Genomic DNA, 15,496 nt, shown 5'->3' with positions numbered 1-15,496 from the left:
GCACCCCGCGGCCAACCCGTAGATTCGTCTGCAGGCTTTACTTCGACGCCAGCAGCATTCCCATTTTTTCCGCCTTTTCCAGATTCCAGATCGCGGCGATCAGCCCGCGCAGCTCTTGCTCGGTAGCGGCGTCCGCGTAGCGGCCCAGGCTTAGCGTCTTGTCCTCGATTTCCACCCGGCTCAGGGTATTGCCCGGATCGCCCTTGGGTTCATCCACGCGGCCATGCAGCTTGCGGCCGTCGCGGGTGTAGACCGTGACCTTGCCGATCCAGCGCTGAGGGTAGGCGCCGTCGACCTCCGGGTCGAGTTCCATTTCGACCTTGCCGCGGAACGTGGCCACGCCCGGATCGTCCAGGCCGGCATCGAATTCCGCCAGGCCTGCGCGGCCCTGGCGGGCGATCAGGGCCAGGACAGTGCCCATCGAGAACTTGGACTGGTGCACGGTCTGCGGATTGACTACCGGCCCCAGCACGTCGATGGCGCCCTGGTGCACGTGGGCCACGACGCGCTCGATGTCGGCTTCGGTCAGCTTGTTGTCGCGCAGCGCTTGCTGTAGCGCGTCGGCAGCGGGGTGGGTGTGGCGGCAGGAAGCGTGGAACTTGAACGAGGTCTCGGCCAGCGCCCAGCGTTCGCCCAAGCGGTCGCACAGGCGGCTCGGGTCGGCGTCGGTGGACATGCCGGCCGCCATGCCCTGCGGGCCTTCCAGGATGTGGCGCGCGCCAGTGAAACCTTCGCGCGCCAGATAGGCGGCGGTGATGCCGTCGGCCGCGGCCTTGGCGGTGTGCAGTTGCTTGGAGTCGGCAGCGTCGCGCAGGAACTCCCAGAGGCCCGCAGCCTGCGTGCCGGCCGAGCCCAGCGCGTGCAGCATTTCCTCGGGGGACAGGTTCAGCAGCCGGCCGGTGGTGACGGCGGCGGCCAGCGTGCCTGCGGTGCCGGTGGTGTGGAAGATCTTGTAGTGCGAACGGCCCAGGAATTCGCCGACGCGGATTCCCACTTCGTAGCCCGCAACAGAGGCGACCAGCAGGTCGCGGCCCGAGCGGCCCAGCGCTTGCGCCACGGCCAGCGCAGGCGGGAACACCACGGCGGCGGGGTGGAACACGGAACCGTTGTGCACGTCGTCCTGCTCGACCACGTGGGCGGCCGCCGCGTTGACCATGGCGGCGAACAGCGGCGTGGTGCGGCGGCGGGTGATCAGGACTTCGCTGGGACCGTCGGCCGGACCCATGGCGGCGGCGTAGCGGTCGATGGCCTGCACCGCGCGCGCCGAAGCGCCCGCCAGAATGGACGCCAGGCAGTCCAGCAACAGGTCCTCGGCGCGGCGCAGCACCGGCGCCGGGATGTCTTCATAGCGCAGGTTGGCGGCGAAGGCCGCGAGTTCGGCGCTCAGGTGCGGGATATCTTTGGCAGCGGTCATTGATGTCGGGATCCGGTCAGAAGGAGCGGGGCAGGCCCAGGATGTGTTCGGCCACGTAGGACAGGATCAGGTTGGTCGAGATCGGCGCGACCTGATACAGGCGGGTTTCGCGGAACTTGCGCTCCACATCGTATTCCGTGGCGAAGCCGAAGCCGCCGTGGAATTGCAGGCAGGCATTGGCGGCTTCCCAGGACGCGTCGGCAGCCAGCAGCTTGGCCATGTTGGCTTGTGCGCCGCAGGGCTCGTGGGCGTCGAACAGGCGGCAGGCCTCGTAGCGCATCAGGCTGGCCGCTTCAACGTTGATGTGGGCGCGGGCGATGGGGAATTGCACGCCCTGGTTCTGGCCGATGGGGCGACCGAACACCATGCGCTCCTTGGCGTAGGCGGTGACCTTGTCCACGAACCAGTAGCCGTCGCCAATGCATTCGGCGGCGATCAGGGTGCGTTCGGCGTTCAGGCCGTCCAGGATGTACTTGAAGCCCTTTCCTTCCTCGCCGATCAGGTTCTCCTCGGGGATTTCCAGGTTGTCGAAGAACAGCTCGTTGGTCTCGTGGTTGACCATGTTGGGGATCGGGCGGATCGACATGCCGTGCTTGACGGCATGATGCAGGTCCACCAGGAAGATGGACATGCCTTCGGATTTGCGCGTGACCTGGTCCAGCGGCGTGGTGCGCGCCAGCAGGATCATCAGGTCGGAGTGCTGCACGCGCGAGATCCAGACCTTCTGGCCGTTGATGACGTAACGGTCGCCGCGCTTGACCGCGGTGGTCTTGATCTTGGTCGTGTCGGTGCCGGTGGTGGGTTCGGTGACGCCCATGGACTGCAGGCGCAGTTCGCCAGCGGCGATGCGCGGCAGGTACTCACGCTTCTGGGCTTCGGAGCCGTGGCGCAGCAGCGTGCCCATGTTGTACATCTGGCCGTGGCAGGCGCCGGAATTGCCGCCGCTGCGGTTGATTTCTTCCATGATGACAGACGCTTCGGTCAGGCCCAGGCCGGAGCCGCCGTATTCCTGCGGGATCAGCGCGGCCAGCCAGCCGGCTTCGGTCAGCGCGCGGACGAAGGCTTCGGGATAGCCGCGTTCTTCATCGACCTTGCGGAAGTATTCGGAGGGGAACTGGGCGCAGAGATCGCGCACGGCTTCGCGGATGTCCTGATAGGCGTGGGAGGCGTTGGTCATGATGCTGTTTTCTGTATGGGTAATGGATCGGTACACCGTGGAATGTGCCGCATGCCGCCGCCCCTGCCAATTCACAATTGCTTAATACGGGGTTCGGTTTCATGACGGGAGTTTGTCATCCCGGCGCCGGGGTTGTGTCAAGAAATTGCCAAACTGGGTGTCCATAATCCATGCGAACGCCGCCGCTGGCGGCAGGTTTTGTATGGACTGATATGCGGAAAAACATCAGGGTCACGACGGCGTTGTCGGCCATTCTTGCGTTGTTCGTGGTGCTGTTCGCGCTGGCGGCGGCGGGGGCAATCACGGTGCTGCGGGAAAACCGGACGGACATAGAAGCGCTGGGCCGGGGCAGCATCGAACGGGCAGGCGACCTGGCGGACATGACCAGCCGGCTGTTCCAGGCGCGCGCGGCGCTGACGGATGCCAAGACGGCGATGGAAGGCGGGCTGGAAGAGGCGCGCAACGAGTCGCTGGCGCACGCCGAGGCGCTGCTCAAGCAGGCCGGGGAAAGCCTGGGACGCTTGCGCGCCAATCCCGACATCAGCGCCGAGGGCGCGCCGTTGTTCGATGGCGTATTGGCGGCCTACGCCGCCTTCGCGGACAAGACGCTGGCGCCCATGCATGCGGCGATCAAGGGCTGGAACGGGATCGAGGTGAACCGCCTGGTGGACAAGGCGCTGCCGGCCAGCGGCGCTGCCTACGTCAAGCAGGCCGACGCCTACCAGACCTACGCCCGCGATCAGGGGCAGGCGGCCGTGGCCAGCGCCAGCCTCACGCTGCAGCGGGTGATCGCGGTGGCGGCCGGGGTGCTGGCGCTGGTGCTGCTGTTGGCTGTGCTGATCCGCCTGGCGTTCCGCCGCAGCATCCTGCGGCCGCTGAATGAAGCAGGGGCGCATTTCGACCGCATCGCCGACGGCGACCTCACGGGTGCGATCGCCATGCGCGGCGACAACGAGATCGGTGTCCTGTACAGCGCCATGCGGCGCATGCAGAAAGGGCTGTCGGCGGCAGTGGCCTCGGTGCGCCATGGCGTCGAGGAAATCCATACCGGTTCCGGCGAGATCGCCGCGGGCGGGGCGGACATGTCGGACCGTACCGCGCGTCAGGCGGGCTCGCTGCAGGAAGCGTCGGCCAACATGATGCAGCTGGCGCAAACGGTGCAGCTGACCGCCGGCAACGCCGACCTGGCCAGCCGCCAGGCGCTGGGCGCGACCCAGCTGGCGCAGCGCGGCGGCGCGGCGGTGGAGGAAGTGGTGCAGAGCATGCAGGGCATCGCCGAAAGCGCCCGCCGCATCGGCGAGATCGTGGGCGTGGTCGACAGCATCGCGTTCCAGACCAACATCCTGGCGCTCAATGCCGCGGTGGAAGCGGCGCGCGCGGGAGAGCAGGGAAAGGGCTTTGCCGTGGTGGCGGGCGAGGTGCGCTCGCTCGCCCAGCGCAGCGCGCAGGCCGCCAAGGAAATCAAGGGCCTGATCGAGGACTCCGCGGCGCGCGTGGAGGCGGGCGTGCGTCAGGTCAGCGTGGCCGGCGACACCATGCGCGACATGATGCAATCGGTGGACCGGGTCACGCAGATCGTGGCCGAGATTTCCAGCGCGACGGCCGAGCAGGCGGCGGGCATCGCCTCGGTGAACCATGCGGTGGCGGACATCGAACGCTCGACGCAGGAGAATGCCGCCATGGTGGAGCAGACCGCGGCCGCTGCCGCCGCGCTGGAAGCCCAGGCGCAGGGTCTGCGCCGGGCCGTGGCGGTGTTCCAGATCGCCCAGCCGGCCGATGGCGCGGCCGGGCAGGGTTCAGCTATCCAGCTGCGGCAGGATGCCGCCGGTGTAGCGCTCGGCCACCAGCGACAGGTTCCCGTGCTTGACCTTGTGCTTGACGTGAGCGGCGGCCGACGCGATGTCCTCAGGGCGGATGCGCTCGCATAGTGATGGCGTGACGGTGAGGGCGCCCACGCCCAGCGTCACGAAGGGAAAGAAGCGCGGCACGCCGTAGCGGTCCTCGGCCTCGATCCCGCCGTTGCGGCGGCCCTGGTCGTCGTACAGGTCCATGGCGCGGTCGTTGAATTCCGCGATGATGCGCTGGGCGCGCGCCATCCAGTCGGGGCTGCGCAACAGCACCACGAAGTCATCGCCGCCCACATGGCCGACGAAGTCGCGCTGCGGATCGCAGTGGCGCTTGATGACTTCGGCGGTCAACATGATCATGTCGTCGCCGCGCCAATAGCCATAGACGTCGTTGAAGGGCTTGAAGTTGTTCAGGTCGCCATAGCAGATGGTGAAGTCGTCGGCGTCTTCGAGCAGCGTGGCGATGTGGCGGCTGATGGGGATGTTGCCAGGCAGCGAGGTCAGCGGATTGGCGTAGCGCGCCGCCTCGATGCGCATCTCGGTGACCGAGCGCACCAAGGTTTCGCCGGTGGCCAGGCCGTCGTAGCGGCCTTCGCGCGTGATGATCAGGCCGTCCATCAGATAGCGCTGGTCTTCCGAGATCAGCACGTGGCTCAACTGGTCGATGGATACGTTCAGGTCCACCAGCACCGGTTCGGCATTCATGAAGGTGGAGCAGGCGTCCCGCCCGAACAGCTCGCGCGTGTAGCGCTGGGCGTAATGTTCCGAGAAATCGCGCCGGTTGATGATGCCGACCGGCCGGTTGTCGTCGTCGATCACCGCCACCGCGTGCATTTCCTTGTGTTCGATGAACAGCCGGTGCACGTCGTCATTGGTGTGTCCGGTCAGCCGTACCGCCGGCGCTTCGACGCGCAGGCTGGCCGCCGTGCCGCCGACGCCGCGGGCGGGCGTTGCGGCCGGCGCGCGTTGGCGCAGCGAATCGCGCAGCGGCGGCGCCAGCTCGGTCAGCAGCATTTCCTCCGGCCGGCCCAGCAGCCAGCCTTGCGCGTAGCGGATGTCCAGCTCGCGCACCACGGCCAGGTCCTCGGCGGTCTCGATGCCTTCGGCAACGATGGTGGTGCCCAGGTGCTGCGCCACTTTCAGGATGGCGCGCACCATGTTCTGCTTGCGCTCGTCCTGGCCGATGCCGTCGAAGAAATAGCGGTCGATCTTGACCAGGTCCGGCTGCATCTCGGCCCAGAGCTGCAGATTGGAGTTGCCCACGCCGTAGTCGTCCAGCGCGACACGCATGCCATGCGCCCGCAGGCAGGCAAATGCGCTGGACAGCTCCGCCATGTGCTCGGACAGCGGATCCTGCTCGGTGAGTTCGACGATGATGCTGGAAGGCGCGAGCGAGCAATTCTTGAGCAGGCGCTCGGGCATTTCCTCGCCCCACAGGGTCCAGTAGTGCAGCAGCGCCGAACCGGACAGGTTCAGGAACAGCATGCCGGAGGCGTCGTGCTGGTGAAAGCCCTGCGCGCCGGCGCGGAAGCTCGCCAGCTCCAGCTGCGGATGCAGGCCCTGGCGGCGGGCCTCGGCGAACAAGGCGTCGGGAAAGTGCAGGGCGGTGTCGACGGGGCCGCGGATCAGGCTTTCATGGCCGTAGATGCGGCTGTGCGAAAGATCGACCACGGGCTGGAAGCGTGGGCGCAGCAGCCGTTCCCGCAGGATGCCGGCCAGGCTCACGTGCGCTGACGCGCTGTCCAGGGGGGATGAGGGCGCGCGGGCCGCTACCGGCCGGGGCAAAGCGTGAATGGGGTCCATCGCCGGTGCGTTCAGATACTATCAGTGACAAGTTTGATCATGTTGACAACAAAATATGTCCGCGTTGTTTCGTCGATGGCAGGCGCGCCATATTCAATTAGGGTCAGTATCACTGTCAACCCTGGAGCGAGGTATATCCTTTCGCCTCGCGGGGGCATGCCGCCCGCGGGCGGCGGATGGGGCCTGCGCCCTATACAATTTGCCCCATGACTGCTCCCAAGATTCCCGATTCCCTGCGCCGCGTGGTGCTCGCCTCCAACAATGCCGGCAAGCTGCGCGAGTTTTCCGCGCTGTTCGCGCCCCTGGGCATCGAGCTTGTGCCCCAGGGCGAACTGGGCGTGCCCGAGGCCGAAGAGCCGCACGTGACGTTCGTCGAGAATGCGCTGGCCAAGGCCCGCCATGCCAGCCGCCTGACGGGACTGCCGGCCCTGGCCGACGATTCCGGCCTGTGCGTCGCGGCGCTGGATGGCGCGCCTGGCGTGTATTCGGCGCGCTATGCCAAGATGCTGGGCGGCGAAAAATCCGATCAGGCCAACAACGAACTGCTGGTGCGCAATCTGGCCGGCGTGGCCGACCGCAGCGCCTGGTACGTGGCGGTGCTGGCGCTGGTGCGTTCCGAGAACGATCCGCGGCCCCTGATAGGCGAAGGCCTGTGGCATGGCGAGATCATCGACCAGCCCGAAGGCGCCAACGGCTTTGGCTACGATCCGCATTTCTACCTGCCCGACCAGGCCCTGACCGCCGCCGCCCTGGAGCCCGAGGAAAAGAACCGGCTGAGCCATCGCGCCCGCGCCCTGCGCGAACTGTTGAGCAAGCTGAGCCAGGCTTGACTAGGGCGCCGCGTGGCGCCCGGTTCAGGAATTACGCATGTCCATCATCATTCCCATCCGCAACGACATGGGCGCGCAACCGTCGCGCCTGAAGCTGCCGGCCGGCGCCACGCTGACCAGCCTGCCGCCGCTGTCCGTCTATGTGCACGTGCCGTGGTGCGTGCGCAAATGTCCCTATTGCGACTTCAATTCCCACGCGGCGCCGGGCGAAATCCCGGAACGCGCCTATCTGGATGCCCTGCGCAGCGATCTGGAGCAGGCGCTGCCTTCGATCTGGGGGCGGCAGGTGGTATCCGTCTTCATCGGCGGAGGCACGCCCAGCCTGCTGTCGTCCGAAGGACTGGACGAACTGCTGGCGATGCTGCGCGCCTGTCTGAACCTGTGGCCCGACGCCGAAATCACCATGGAAGCCAATCCCGGCACGGCCGAAGCCGGGCGTTTCCGCGACTACGCCGCCAGCGGCGTGACGCGGTTTTCGCTGGGGATCCAGAGTTTCGACGATGCGCAGCTGAAGAAGCTGGGCCGCATCCATGACAGCGCGCAGGCGAGGGCGGCGATCGAGATGGCGCAGCGTGCGGTCTCGCGCGTCAACCTGGACATGATGTTCGCCTTGCCCGGCCAGACTCTGGAGGCCTGTGTGGCCGATCTGCGGCAGGCCGTGGCTTTTGGCACCGAGCACCTGTCGCTCTATCACCTGACGATGGAGCCCAATACCGTCTTCGCCAAGTTCCCCCCCCAGGACCTGCCCGACGACGACACCAGCGCCGCCATGCAGGACGCGGTGGAGGCCGAGCTGGCGGCGGCCGGCCTTGCCCGCTATGAGGTTTCCGCCTACGCGAAGCCCGGCGCGCGCTGCCGGCACAATCTGAATTACTGGGAATTTGGCGATTACCTGGGCCTGGGCCCGGGGGCGCACGGCAAGCTGTCCTTCCATGACCGCATCGTGCGCGAAGCGCGGCTGCGCGGGCCCGACTCGTGGATGCAGGCCGCCATGGCCCGCGACGGCAGCCACATCGCCGAAAGCCGCCAGGTCGGGCCGGACGAACTGCCGTTCGAGTTCATGCTGAACGCCCTGCGCCTGAAGGACGGCGTAGCCGCCACCGCGTTCAACGAGCGTACCGGCCTGTCGCTGGCCGCCATTGCGCACCAATTGGAGGCGGCCTCCAAGCGCGGGCTGTTGGACGCCGATCCGACCCGGCTGCGGGCGACTCCATTGGGCTGGAGATTCCTCAACGACCTGCAGGAAATGTTCCTGTAGCGTTCATGCACCATAGTGGGGCAATCATGCTCCACTATTTGCACCATGATGGTGCTACATTTTCCCATGATCGAGCCGATTTCCCCGGGGAATCCCGGAGAGGAAACCTGGCACGCTTATTGCTTTCCTCTTTTATGCCAGTCGACGGGCAAAGCCCTCGACCTTTTTATCTAATGGAGATGACATGGCAAGCCCGAAAGATGTCCTGAAACAGATCGCCGACAACGAAGTCAAATTCGTGGATTTCCGCTTTACCGATACGATTGGCCGTGAGCACCACATTTCGGTGCCGATCAGCCAGATCGACGAAGACAAGCTGGAAAGCGGGCAGGCCTTCGACGGTTCGTCGATCCCGGGCTGGAAGGGCATCGAAGCCTCCGACATGCTGCTCATCCCCGACCTGTCCACCGCCAACCTGGATCCGTTCCGCGAAGAGCCGACCATGATCCTGTCGTGCGACGTGGTCGAACCTTCCGACCTGAAGGGCTACGACCGCGACCCGCGCTCGCTGGCCAAGCGCGCCGAAGCCTACCTCAAGTCCTCCGGCCTGGGCGACACCGCCTACTTTGGTCCGGAACCCGAATTCTTCGTCTTCGACGGCGTAACCTGGAACAGCGACATGTCCGGCACGTTCGTCAAGATCAAGTCCGAAGAAGCCCCCTGGTCCTCGGGCCTGGAATTCGAAGGCGGCAACACCGGCCACCGTCCCACCGTCAAGGGCGGCTACTTCCCCGTGCCCCCGGTCGACTCGTTCCAGGACATGCGTTCGGAAATGTGCCTGCTGATGGAACAGATGGGCGTGCCGGTCGAAGTGCACCACCATGAAGTGGCCGGCGCCGGCCAGCTCGAAATCGGCACCAAGTTCAGCACGCTGGTGCAGCGCGCCGACTGGACGCAGATCGTCAAGTACGTGATCCACAACGTGGCCCACGCCTACGGCAAGACCGCCACGTTCATGCCCAAGCCCATCGTCGGCGACAACGGCTCCGGCATGCACGTCCACCAGTCCATCTGGAAGGACGGCCAGAACCTGTTCGCGGGCAACGGCTACGCCGGCCTGTCGGAATTCGCGCTGTACTACATCGGCGGCATCATCAAGCACGCCCGCGCGCTGAACGCCATCACCAACCCCGGTACCAACTCGTACAAGCGCCTGGTTCCGCACTACGAAGCGCCCGTGAAGCTGGCTTACTCGGCCCGCAACCGTTCGGCCTCGATCCGTATTCCGTACGTCGGCAACCCGAAGGGCCGCCGCGTCGAAGCGCGCTTCCCGGACCCCCTGGCCAACCCGTACCTGGCTTTCTCGGCCCTGATGATGGCCGGCCTGGACGGCGTGCAGAACAAGATTCACCCCGGCGATCCCGCCGACAAGAACCTGTACGACCTGCCGCCGGAAGAAGACGCCAAGATCCCGACGGTCTGCGCCTCGCTGGAACAGGCTCTGGAAGCGCTGGACAACGACCGCGAGTTCCTGACCCGCGGCGGCGTGTTCAGCAACGACATGCTCACGGCCTACATCGACCTGAAGATGGCCGATGTGAACCGTCTGCGCATGACGCCGCACCCGGTCGAGTTCGACATGTACTACAGCCTCTAATGTCCTGAGGCAGTAGCTGGAGGTGGCGCGATGATGCAGGCAGAAACCAGGGCCCGCAGCACGCGCACCGCCAGATCGCGGTTCGACGTGCTGTCTGCCAGGCCTTACGCCTGGTGGACAGGGCGCCGGCTTCCGGCGCGGCCGTCGCGTTCCGCCGTCCCCTCACATTCGGGTATGTAGAAAATGAATGTAGAAGCTCTCGATTTGCTAGCCACGTCCGTTTTCCTGGTCAACGAGCGCGGTCATATCGAATACGCCAATGCGGCCGCTGAAGATCTGTTCGGCCGCTCGCGCAAGCAACTGGGCGGGCAATCCGCCGCCACGCTGTTCGACAGTCCGGAAAACATCCAATCCTCCATCGACCGCGCAGCCGCAGGGCGCTATGCCGACGTCAGGCAACTGGCCTCGTTGCGCCGCGCCGCGGAATCCGTGGAAGTTTCCGTGACGACGGTCGGACTGACGGGCCAGCGCTGGCCCGTGCTGATAGAAACCCGCGAGATCGAGCAACGCGTGCTGGCCGACCGCAACCACCGCCTGGTTGACGAGATCGAAGCCCACCGCGAACTGCTGCGCAATCTGGCGCATGAAGTCAAGAATCCCCTGGGCGGCCTGCGCGGCGCCGCGCAATTGCTCGAAGCCGAACTGCCCAGCGCGGCACTGGCCGAGTACACCCAGGTCATCATTTCCGAAGCCGACCGCCTGCAGGCGCTGGTGGACCGCCTGAGCGGCCCGCAACGTGTGCCGCTGAACGCGCGGCCGGTGAACATCCATGAAATCTGCGAACGCGTCTGCGCGCTGATCCAGGCCGAATTCCGCAATGACGTCACGCTGCTGCGCGACTACGACGCCTCGGTGCCGGACCTGAAGGGCGATGCCGCCCGTCTGATGCAGGCCGTCCTGAATGTGGCGCGCAACGCCGCCCAGGAACTGGTGGCGCGGCCCCAGGGACCGCAGACCGAACCCGGCGTGGTCACGCTGCGCACGCGCGTCGCGCGGCAGGTGATGCTGGCCCACCGCCAGCATCGTCTGGCGCTGGTGCTGTCCATTACTGACAACGGTCCCGGCGTGCCGGATCAGATCCGCGACCGCATCTTCCATCCGCTGGTCACGGCGCGGGCGGGAGGCACCGGCCTGGGCTTGAGCCTGGCGCAGGACTTCGTGCAGCAGCACGGCGGCATCATCGAATTTGAATCCCGGCCCGGCCGCACCGAATTCCGCCTGGTCCTACCGATGGAGCCTGCACACTGATGAAACCCGTATGGATCGTCGATGATGACCAGGCCATCCGCTGGGTCCTGGAAAAAGCCCTGGCGCGCGCCGGTGTGCCCACCCGCAGTTTTTCGCAATCGGCCGACGTGCTGGAAGCGCTGTCGCACGAAGCGCCCGCCGCGCTGGTGTCCGACATCCGCATGCCAGGCGGCAACGGCCTGGAGCTGCTGCGCCAGCTGAAGGAACGCAACCCCGGCCTGCCGGTCATCGTCATGACCGCGTTCGCCGACCTGGACAGCACCGTTTCCGCCTTTCAGGGCGGGGCGTTCGATTACCTGGCCAAGCCGTTCGACGTGAACGAGGCGGTGGCGCTGATCCAGCGCGCCATGCAGGAATCCGCCGAGCCTGAAAGCCCCGAAGGGCAGGGCGAATCGGCGCAGAACAACGAGCGCTGGATGATGACGCAGTCCTCGTCCACCGCCATGCAGGAAGTGTTCCGCGCAATCGGCCGGCTGGCGCAGTCCAAGGTCACCGTGCTGATCACCGGCGAATCCGGCACCGGCAAGGAGCTCGTGGCGCGCGCTTTGCACGGCCATGGCGTGCGCGCCGGCGGGCCCTTCGTGGCGCTGAACGCGGCGGCCATTCCGCGCGATCTGCTGGAGGCCGAGCTGTTCGGCCACGAACGTGGCGCGTTCACGGGCGCCAACAATCTGCGTCGCGGCCGCTTCGAGGAAGCGCATGGCGGCACGCTGTTCCTGGACGAAATCGGCGACATGCCGATCGAGTTGCAGACGCGCCTGTTGCGCGTGCTGGCAGAAGGCAGCTTTTACCGCGTCGGCGGCGCGCAGCCGGTGCGCGTCGACGTCCGCATCGTCGCCGCCACCCATCAACCGCTGGAACAGCGCGTGGAGCAGGGCCTGTTCCGCGAGGACTTGTTCCACCGCCTGAACGTGATCCGTCTGCGCCTGCCGCCGTTGCGCGAACGGGTGGAGGACATTCCGGCGCTGGCCGGCCACTTCCTGACCGCCAGCGCCCGTGCGCTGGGAGTGCCGGTCAAGCGCCTGACGCCGGAAGCGCTTGCCGTGCTGTCCAAGTTCGATTTTCCGGGCAACGTGCGCCAGCTGGAGAACTTCTGCCATTGGCTGACGGTGATGGCGCCCGGCCAGACGGTCGAGCCGGCGGACCTGCCGCCGGAAATCCGCGCCATGGAGCACCAGCCGCAGCCGAGTCCCGCGCCGTTGCGTCCGGCCGTGTCCATGGCCGGCGTGGGCACCGTGGTTCCGACCTCGGCGCCCGTGGAAACGGGCTCTCCACGCAACTGGCAGGACTCCCTGCTGCGCGACGCGCAGTACCGGCTGGAACGTGGCGAACCGGCGGTCATGGCCACGCTTACGCGCCAGTTCGAGAAGATCCTGCTGCAAAGCGCGCTGGATGCCAGCCGCGGCCGCCGGGTCGAGGCCGCCAGCCGCCTGGGCATCGGCCGCAACACCATCACGCGCAAGCTGCGCGAGTTGGGCATCGAGGACGAATAAGGCGCGCGGCCGCGCGCCTTATCCCATCCCCAACAGGCTCTCGCAGAGGCGCGGCGATTTCAGCTTCTGCAGCCACCATTTCAGGGCTTCGCCCGGCGGCTCCGAGCGCCAGGCGTACGTCAGGTGTTCCGTCAGGGACATGCCTTCGTCCGTTTCGCACACCACCAGCAAGCCTTGCGCCAGATACGGCGCGGCCAGGGTCAGCGGCAAGTAGCCGCAGCCCAGGCCGCGCACCTGGGCGTCTATCTTGGCCTGCATGGTAGGCATGACCAGGGTGGGCTGTTCGGCCAGGATGCCGCGCGTCTGCGGCGCCAGGTTACGCGACGTGTCCGCCACCACCACCGCGCAATAACGCGTGATGTCGGCGCGGCTCAAGGGCTGCGGCAGCGAAGCAAGCGGATGGTGCGAGGCCACGCAGAAGCCGAATTGGGATTGGCCCATGGCTTGCGAGCGATAGGGGCCGGTCGGCTCGCCCGCCGAGCCAGCGCCGATGACCAGGTCGGCCCGTCCTGAGGTCAGGGCGTCCCAGTTGCCGCTCAATACCTCGCTGGAAAAGCGCAGCGTGGTCGCGCTACCCAGCGCCTGGAACTCCTCGATGAGGTCGTACAGCGGCCGCCACGGCAGCACCGCGCTGACCGCGATGCGCAACTCCACCTCCCAGCCCGTGGCAATGCGCTTGACGCGGCAGGCCAGGTCGTCCAGCGATTGCAAGACGTGGCGGCCCTCCTTCAGCAGCGTTTCGCCCGCTGGCGTCAGCAGCGCGCGGTGTCCGGATCGGTCGAACAACAGCACGTCCAGGCCGTCTTCCAGCTTGCGGATGGAGTAGGTGACGGCCGAAGGCACCTTGCCCAGTTCGCGGGCGGCCTTGGCAAAGCTGCCGTGGCGGGCGATGGCGTCCACCAGGATCAGAAGTTCGGGGGTGATGGCTTGCATGGCCGGGGCTTGGCACCAATGTTCAAAAAATTTGAATGGTTTCGTCAAAATATAGCGCCAAACAGCCCGGGCTGCACGCGCACAATATCACTCATGCCGGTGGTGCAGCGGCTTCTAGGGAAATGAGGGCCAGGCTGCACAACCATTCACATTATTGAAACAGGAGTCCGCAATGCTTACCACTCGCCGCGCTGCTGAACGGGGTCACGCCAACCACGGATGGCTGGACTCGTTCCACACGTTTTCCTTCGCCAACTACTACGACCCGGCCCACATGGGCTTTGGCGCCCTGCGCGTGATCAATGACGACCGCATCGCGGCCGGCCGCGGCTTCGGCACGCATGGCCATCGCGACATGGAAATCATCACCTACGTGCTGGATGGCGCGATCGCCCACAAGGACAGCATGGGCAGCGGCTCGACCATCCAGCCCGGCAACGTGCAGCGCATGAGCGCCGGCCGCGGGGTCATGCACTCGGAGTTCAACCCGCTGGCGGACCGCGAAACGCACATGCTGCAGATCTGGATCGAGCCCGACGTCACTGGCATTGCGCCCGAGTACGAAGAGCGCAGCTTCAGCGACGAGCAGAAGCGCGGCCGGCTGCAAGCGCTGGTGTCGCCGGATGGCGCTGACGGTTCGATGAAGATCCATCAGGATGCGCGCCTGTATGGCGGGCTGTTCGACGGCGACGAGTCCGCCGCGCTGGAACTGGCCGCCGGCCGCCGCGCCTGGGTGCACGTGGCCCGCGGCAGCCTGACAGTCAACGGCGTTGAGCTGTCGGCTGGCGACGCGCTCGCCATCACCGGCGAGCCGCGCGTCGAGCTGTCGGGCGGCAATCAGGCCGAAGTCCTGGTGTTCGACCTGGCGTGATGCGTCAAGGCGGGCGGGCTGGATCAGTCCGCCCGCCGCTGTTTTTTCCATGCAGGCGGCAGGCCTTAAGATGGTCCTAGTCCCCACAACCCGGAGAGTCCGATATGTCCACCTTGTCCGAAGCCGGCGAAAGCCAGATTGAAGCCGTCGTCGTGCCGCGCACCAGCGACCTGGGCGGCTTTTCCGTGCGCCGCGCCATCCCGTCCGCACAGCGCCGCACTGTCGGGCCGTTCGTGTTCCTGGACCACATGGGTCCGGTCGAGTTTGCCGCCGGTACGGGCATAGACGTGCGCCCGCATCCGCATATCGGCCTGTCCACGGTGACCTATCTTTACGAAGGCTCCATGGTGCATCGCGATGGCGCGGGCCACACCCAGACCATTTTGCCGGGCGAGGTCAACTGGATGACGGCGGGCCGCGGCATCGTGCATTCGGAACGCTCCTCGCCCGAAAGCCGCCAGGCCGCGCAGCGTCTCTGTGGCCTGCAGATCTGGGTGGGGCTGCCCAAGGAACACGAGGAAACCGATCCGGGCTTCACCCACTACGGCCTGGACGCGCAACCGGTCATCGAAGGCGAGGGCGTGCGCGCCCAGGTGGTGGCGGGTTCGTTGTTCGGCAAGACGTCCTCGGTGAAGACGCTGTCGCCGCTGTTCTATGGCGATCTGCAATTGCAGGCGGGCGCGACCACGGTGCTGCCGGCCGAGCATGAAGAGCGCGCCGCCTATCTGGCGCAGGGCACGGTCGAGATCGACGGGCAGGAGTTCGAAAGCGGCCGCCTGGTCGTGTTTGCGCCGGGCCGCCCCGTGCAGATCCGCGCCAAGACTGCGGCGCGCTTTGCGGTGATCGGCGGAGAGCCCCTGGACGGGCCGCGCTTCGTGTGGTGGAACTTCGTCTCCAGCAGCAAGGACCGCATCGAACAGGCCAAGCAGGATTGGCAGCGCAGCCGCTTCGACCAGATCGTGCCGGGCGACGAGACCGAGTACATCCCGCTGCCCGAGCCGCGCGCCTGAGTCAGCGCTCGAACC

Annotated in this window: 11 protein-coding genes and 1 pseudogene; 8 read left to right on the top strand and 4 right to left on the bottom strand. The window is 66.5% G+C overall.

Annotated features, from left to right (window positions below; translation table 11 throughout):
* Positions 1-37 precede the first annotated feature (37 nt).
* Both IB259_RS05815 and IB259_RS05810 read right to left on the bottom strand, forming a co-directional pair.
* Entirely contained in the window at positions 38-1,414 is a 1,377-nt protein-coding gene (locus IB259_RS05815; RefSeq protein ID WP_192327984.1) for an MmgE/PrpD family protein, read from the bottom strand.
* Between the two features lie 16 nt (positions 1,415-1,430).
* Complete coding sequence (locus IB259_RS05810) at positions 1,431-2,591, bottom strand: acyl-CoA dehydrogenase family protein (protein ID WP_054454089.1); 1,161 nt, start codon at positions 2,589-2,591, stop codon at positions 1,431-1,433.
* 170 nt (positions 2,592-2,761) lie between these two features.
* On the opposite strand from IB259_RS05810, the pseudogene IB259_RS05805 reads away from it, so the two are divergent.
* Positions 2,762-4,237: pseudogene (locus IB259_RS05805) on the top strand (methyl-accepting chemotaxis protein); the annotation flags it as partial.
* Between the two features lie 150 nt (positions 4,238-4,387).
* Here the strand turns inward: IB259_RS05805 and IB259_RS05800 are convergent.
* Positions 4,388-6,241, bottom strand: a complete 1,854-nt coding sequence (locus IB259_RS05800) for an EAL domain-containing protein (protein ID WP_225588736.1) — start codon at positions 6,239-6,241, stop codon at positions 4,388-4,390.
* A gap of 206 nt (positions 6,242-6,447) precedes the next feature.
* Here IB259_RS05800 and rdgB point away from each other — a divergent pair, with 206 nt between their 5' ends.
* From rdgB to ntrC, 5 genes are all read left to right on the top strand, one after another.
* Complete coding sequence (gene rdgB, locus IB259_RS05795) at positions 6,448-7,071, top strand: RdgB/HAM1 family non-canonical purine NTP pyrophosphatase (protein WP_054454093.1); 624 nt, start codon at positions 6,448-6,450, stop codon at positions 7,069-7,071.
* A 37-nt stretch (positions 7,072-7,108) separates the two neighbouring features.
* Complete coding sequence (gene hemW, locus IB259_RS05790) at positions 7,109-8,329, top strand: radical SAM family heme chaperone HemW (protein ID WP_192327981.1); 1,221 nt, start codon at positions 7,109-7,111, stop codon at positions 8,327-8,329.
* 184 nt (positions 8,330-8,513) lie between these two features.
* A complete protein-coding gene (gene glnA, locus IB259_RS05785) occupies positions 8,514-9,926 on the top strand; it encodes a type I glutamate--ammonia ligase (protein ID WP_054454097.1) in 1,413 nt (470 codons plus the stop codon).
* Between the two features lie 183 nt (positions 9,927-10,109).
* Positions 10,110-11,174 (top strand): nitrogen regulation protein NR(II), encoded by a 1,065-nt coding sequence (glnL, locus tag IB259_RS05780; RefSeq protein WP_054454100.1) that lies wholly within the window; start codon positions 10,110-10,112, stop codon positions 11,172-11,174.
* Positions 11,174-12,667, top strand: coding sequence for a nitrogen regulation protein NR(I) (ntrC, locus tag IB259_RS05775; protein ID WP_192327978.1), 1,494 nt, complete (start codon positions 11,174-11,176; stop codon positions 12,665-12,667). The genes glnL and ntrC overlap by 1 nt, the downstream gene beginning before the upstream one ends.
* 18 nt (positions 12,668-12,685) lie before the next feature.
* On the opposite strand, the gene IB259_RS05770 is transcribed toward ntrC, so the two are convergent.
* The gene (locus tag IB259_RS05770; protein WP_119451584.1) at positions 12,686-13,600 is read right to left on the bottom strand and encodes a LysR family transcriptional regulator; all 915 of its coding nucleotides are present in this window, start codon (positions 13,598-13,600) and stop codon (positions 12,686-12,688) included.
* 172 nt (positions 13,601-13,772) lie between these two features.
* Between IB259_RS05770 and IB259_RS05765 the strand changes: the two genes are divergently transcribed.
* Entirely contained in the window at positions 13,773-14,471 is a 699-nt protein-coding gene (locus IB259_RS05765) for a pirin family protein (RefSeq protein ID WP_192327975.1), read from the top strand.
* Positions 14,472-14,575: 104 nt separating this feature from the next.
* Entirely contained in the window at positions 14,576-15,481 is a 906-nt protein-coding gene (locus tag IB259_RS05760) for a pirin family protein (RefSeq protein WP_054454108.1), read from the top strand.
* Positions 15,482-15,496 lie beyond the last annotated feature (15 nt).

The organism is Achromobacter sp. ACM04, assembly GCF_014851465.1.
Taxonomy (GTDB): domain Bacteria; phylum Pseudomonadota; class Gammaproteobacteria; order Burkholderiales; family Burkholderiaceae_B; genus Achromobacter; species Achromobacter aegrifaciens.
The sequence above is the reverse complement of the archived record's forward strand: the minus strand, read 5'-3'. Positions and strand labels throughout refer to the sequence as shown.

Excerpts from the sequence above, each read along its gene's own strand:
- IB259_RS05815 (WP_192327984.1), bottom strand. The coding sequence starts at position 1,414 with ATGACCGCTGCCAAAGATATCCCGCACCTGAGCGCCGAACTCGCGGCC.
- IB259_RS05810 (WP_054454089.1), bottom strand. The coding sequence starts at position 2,591 with ATGACCAACGCCTCCCACGCCTATCAGGACATCCGCGAAGCCGTGCGC.
- IB259_RS05800 (WP_225588736.1), bottom strand. The coding sequence starts at position 6,241 with ATGGACCCCATTCACGCTTTGCCCCGGCCGGTAGCGGCCCGCGCGCCC.
- rdgB (WP_054454093.1), top strand. The coding sequence starts at position 6,448 with ATGACTGCTCCCAAGATTCCCGATTCCCTGCGCCGCGTGGTGCTCGCC.
- hemW (WP_192327981.1), top strand. The coding sequence starts at position 7,109 with ATGTCCATCATCATTCCCATCCGCAACGACATGGGCGCGCAACCGTCG.
- glnA (WP_054454097.1), top strand. The coding sequence starts at position 8,514 with ATGGCAAGCCCGAAAGATGTCCTGAAACAGATCGCCGACAACGAAGTC.
- glnL (WP_054454100.1), top strand. The coding sequence starts at position 10,110 with ATGAATGTAGAAGCTCTCGATTTGCTAGCCACGTCCGTTTTCCTGGTC.
- ntrC (WP_192327978.1), top strand. The coding sequence starts at position 11,174 with ATGAAACCCGTATGGATCGTCGATGATGACCAGGCCATCCGCTGGGTC.
- IB259_RS05770 (WP_119451584.1), bottom strand. The coding sequence starts at position 13,600 with ATGCAAGCCATCACCCCCGAACTTCTGATCCTGGTGGACGCCATCGCC.
- IB259_RS05765 (WP_192327975.1), top strand. The coding sequence starts at position 13,773 with ATGCTTACCACTCGCCGCGCTGCTGAACGGGGTCACGCCAACCACGGA.
- IB259_RS05760 (WP_054454108.1), top strand. The coding sequence starts at position 14,576 with ATGTCCACCTTGTCCGAAGCCGGCGAAAGCCAGATTGAAGCCGTCGTC.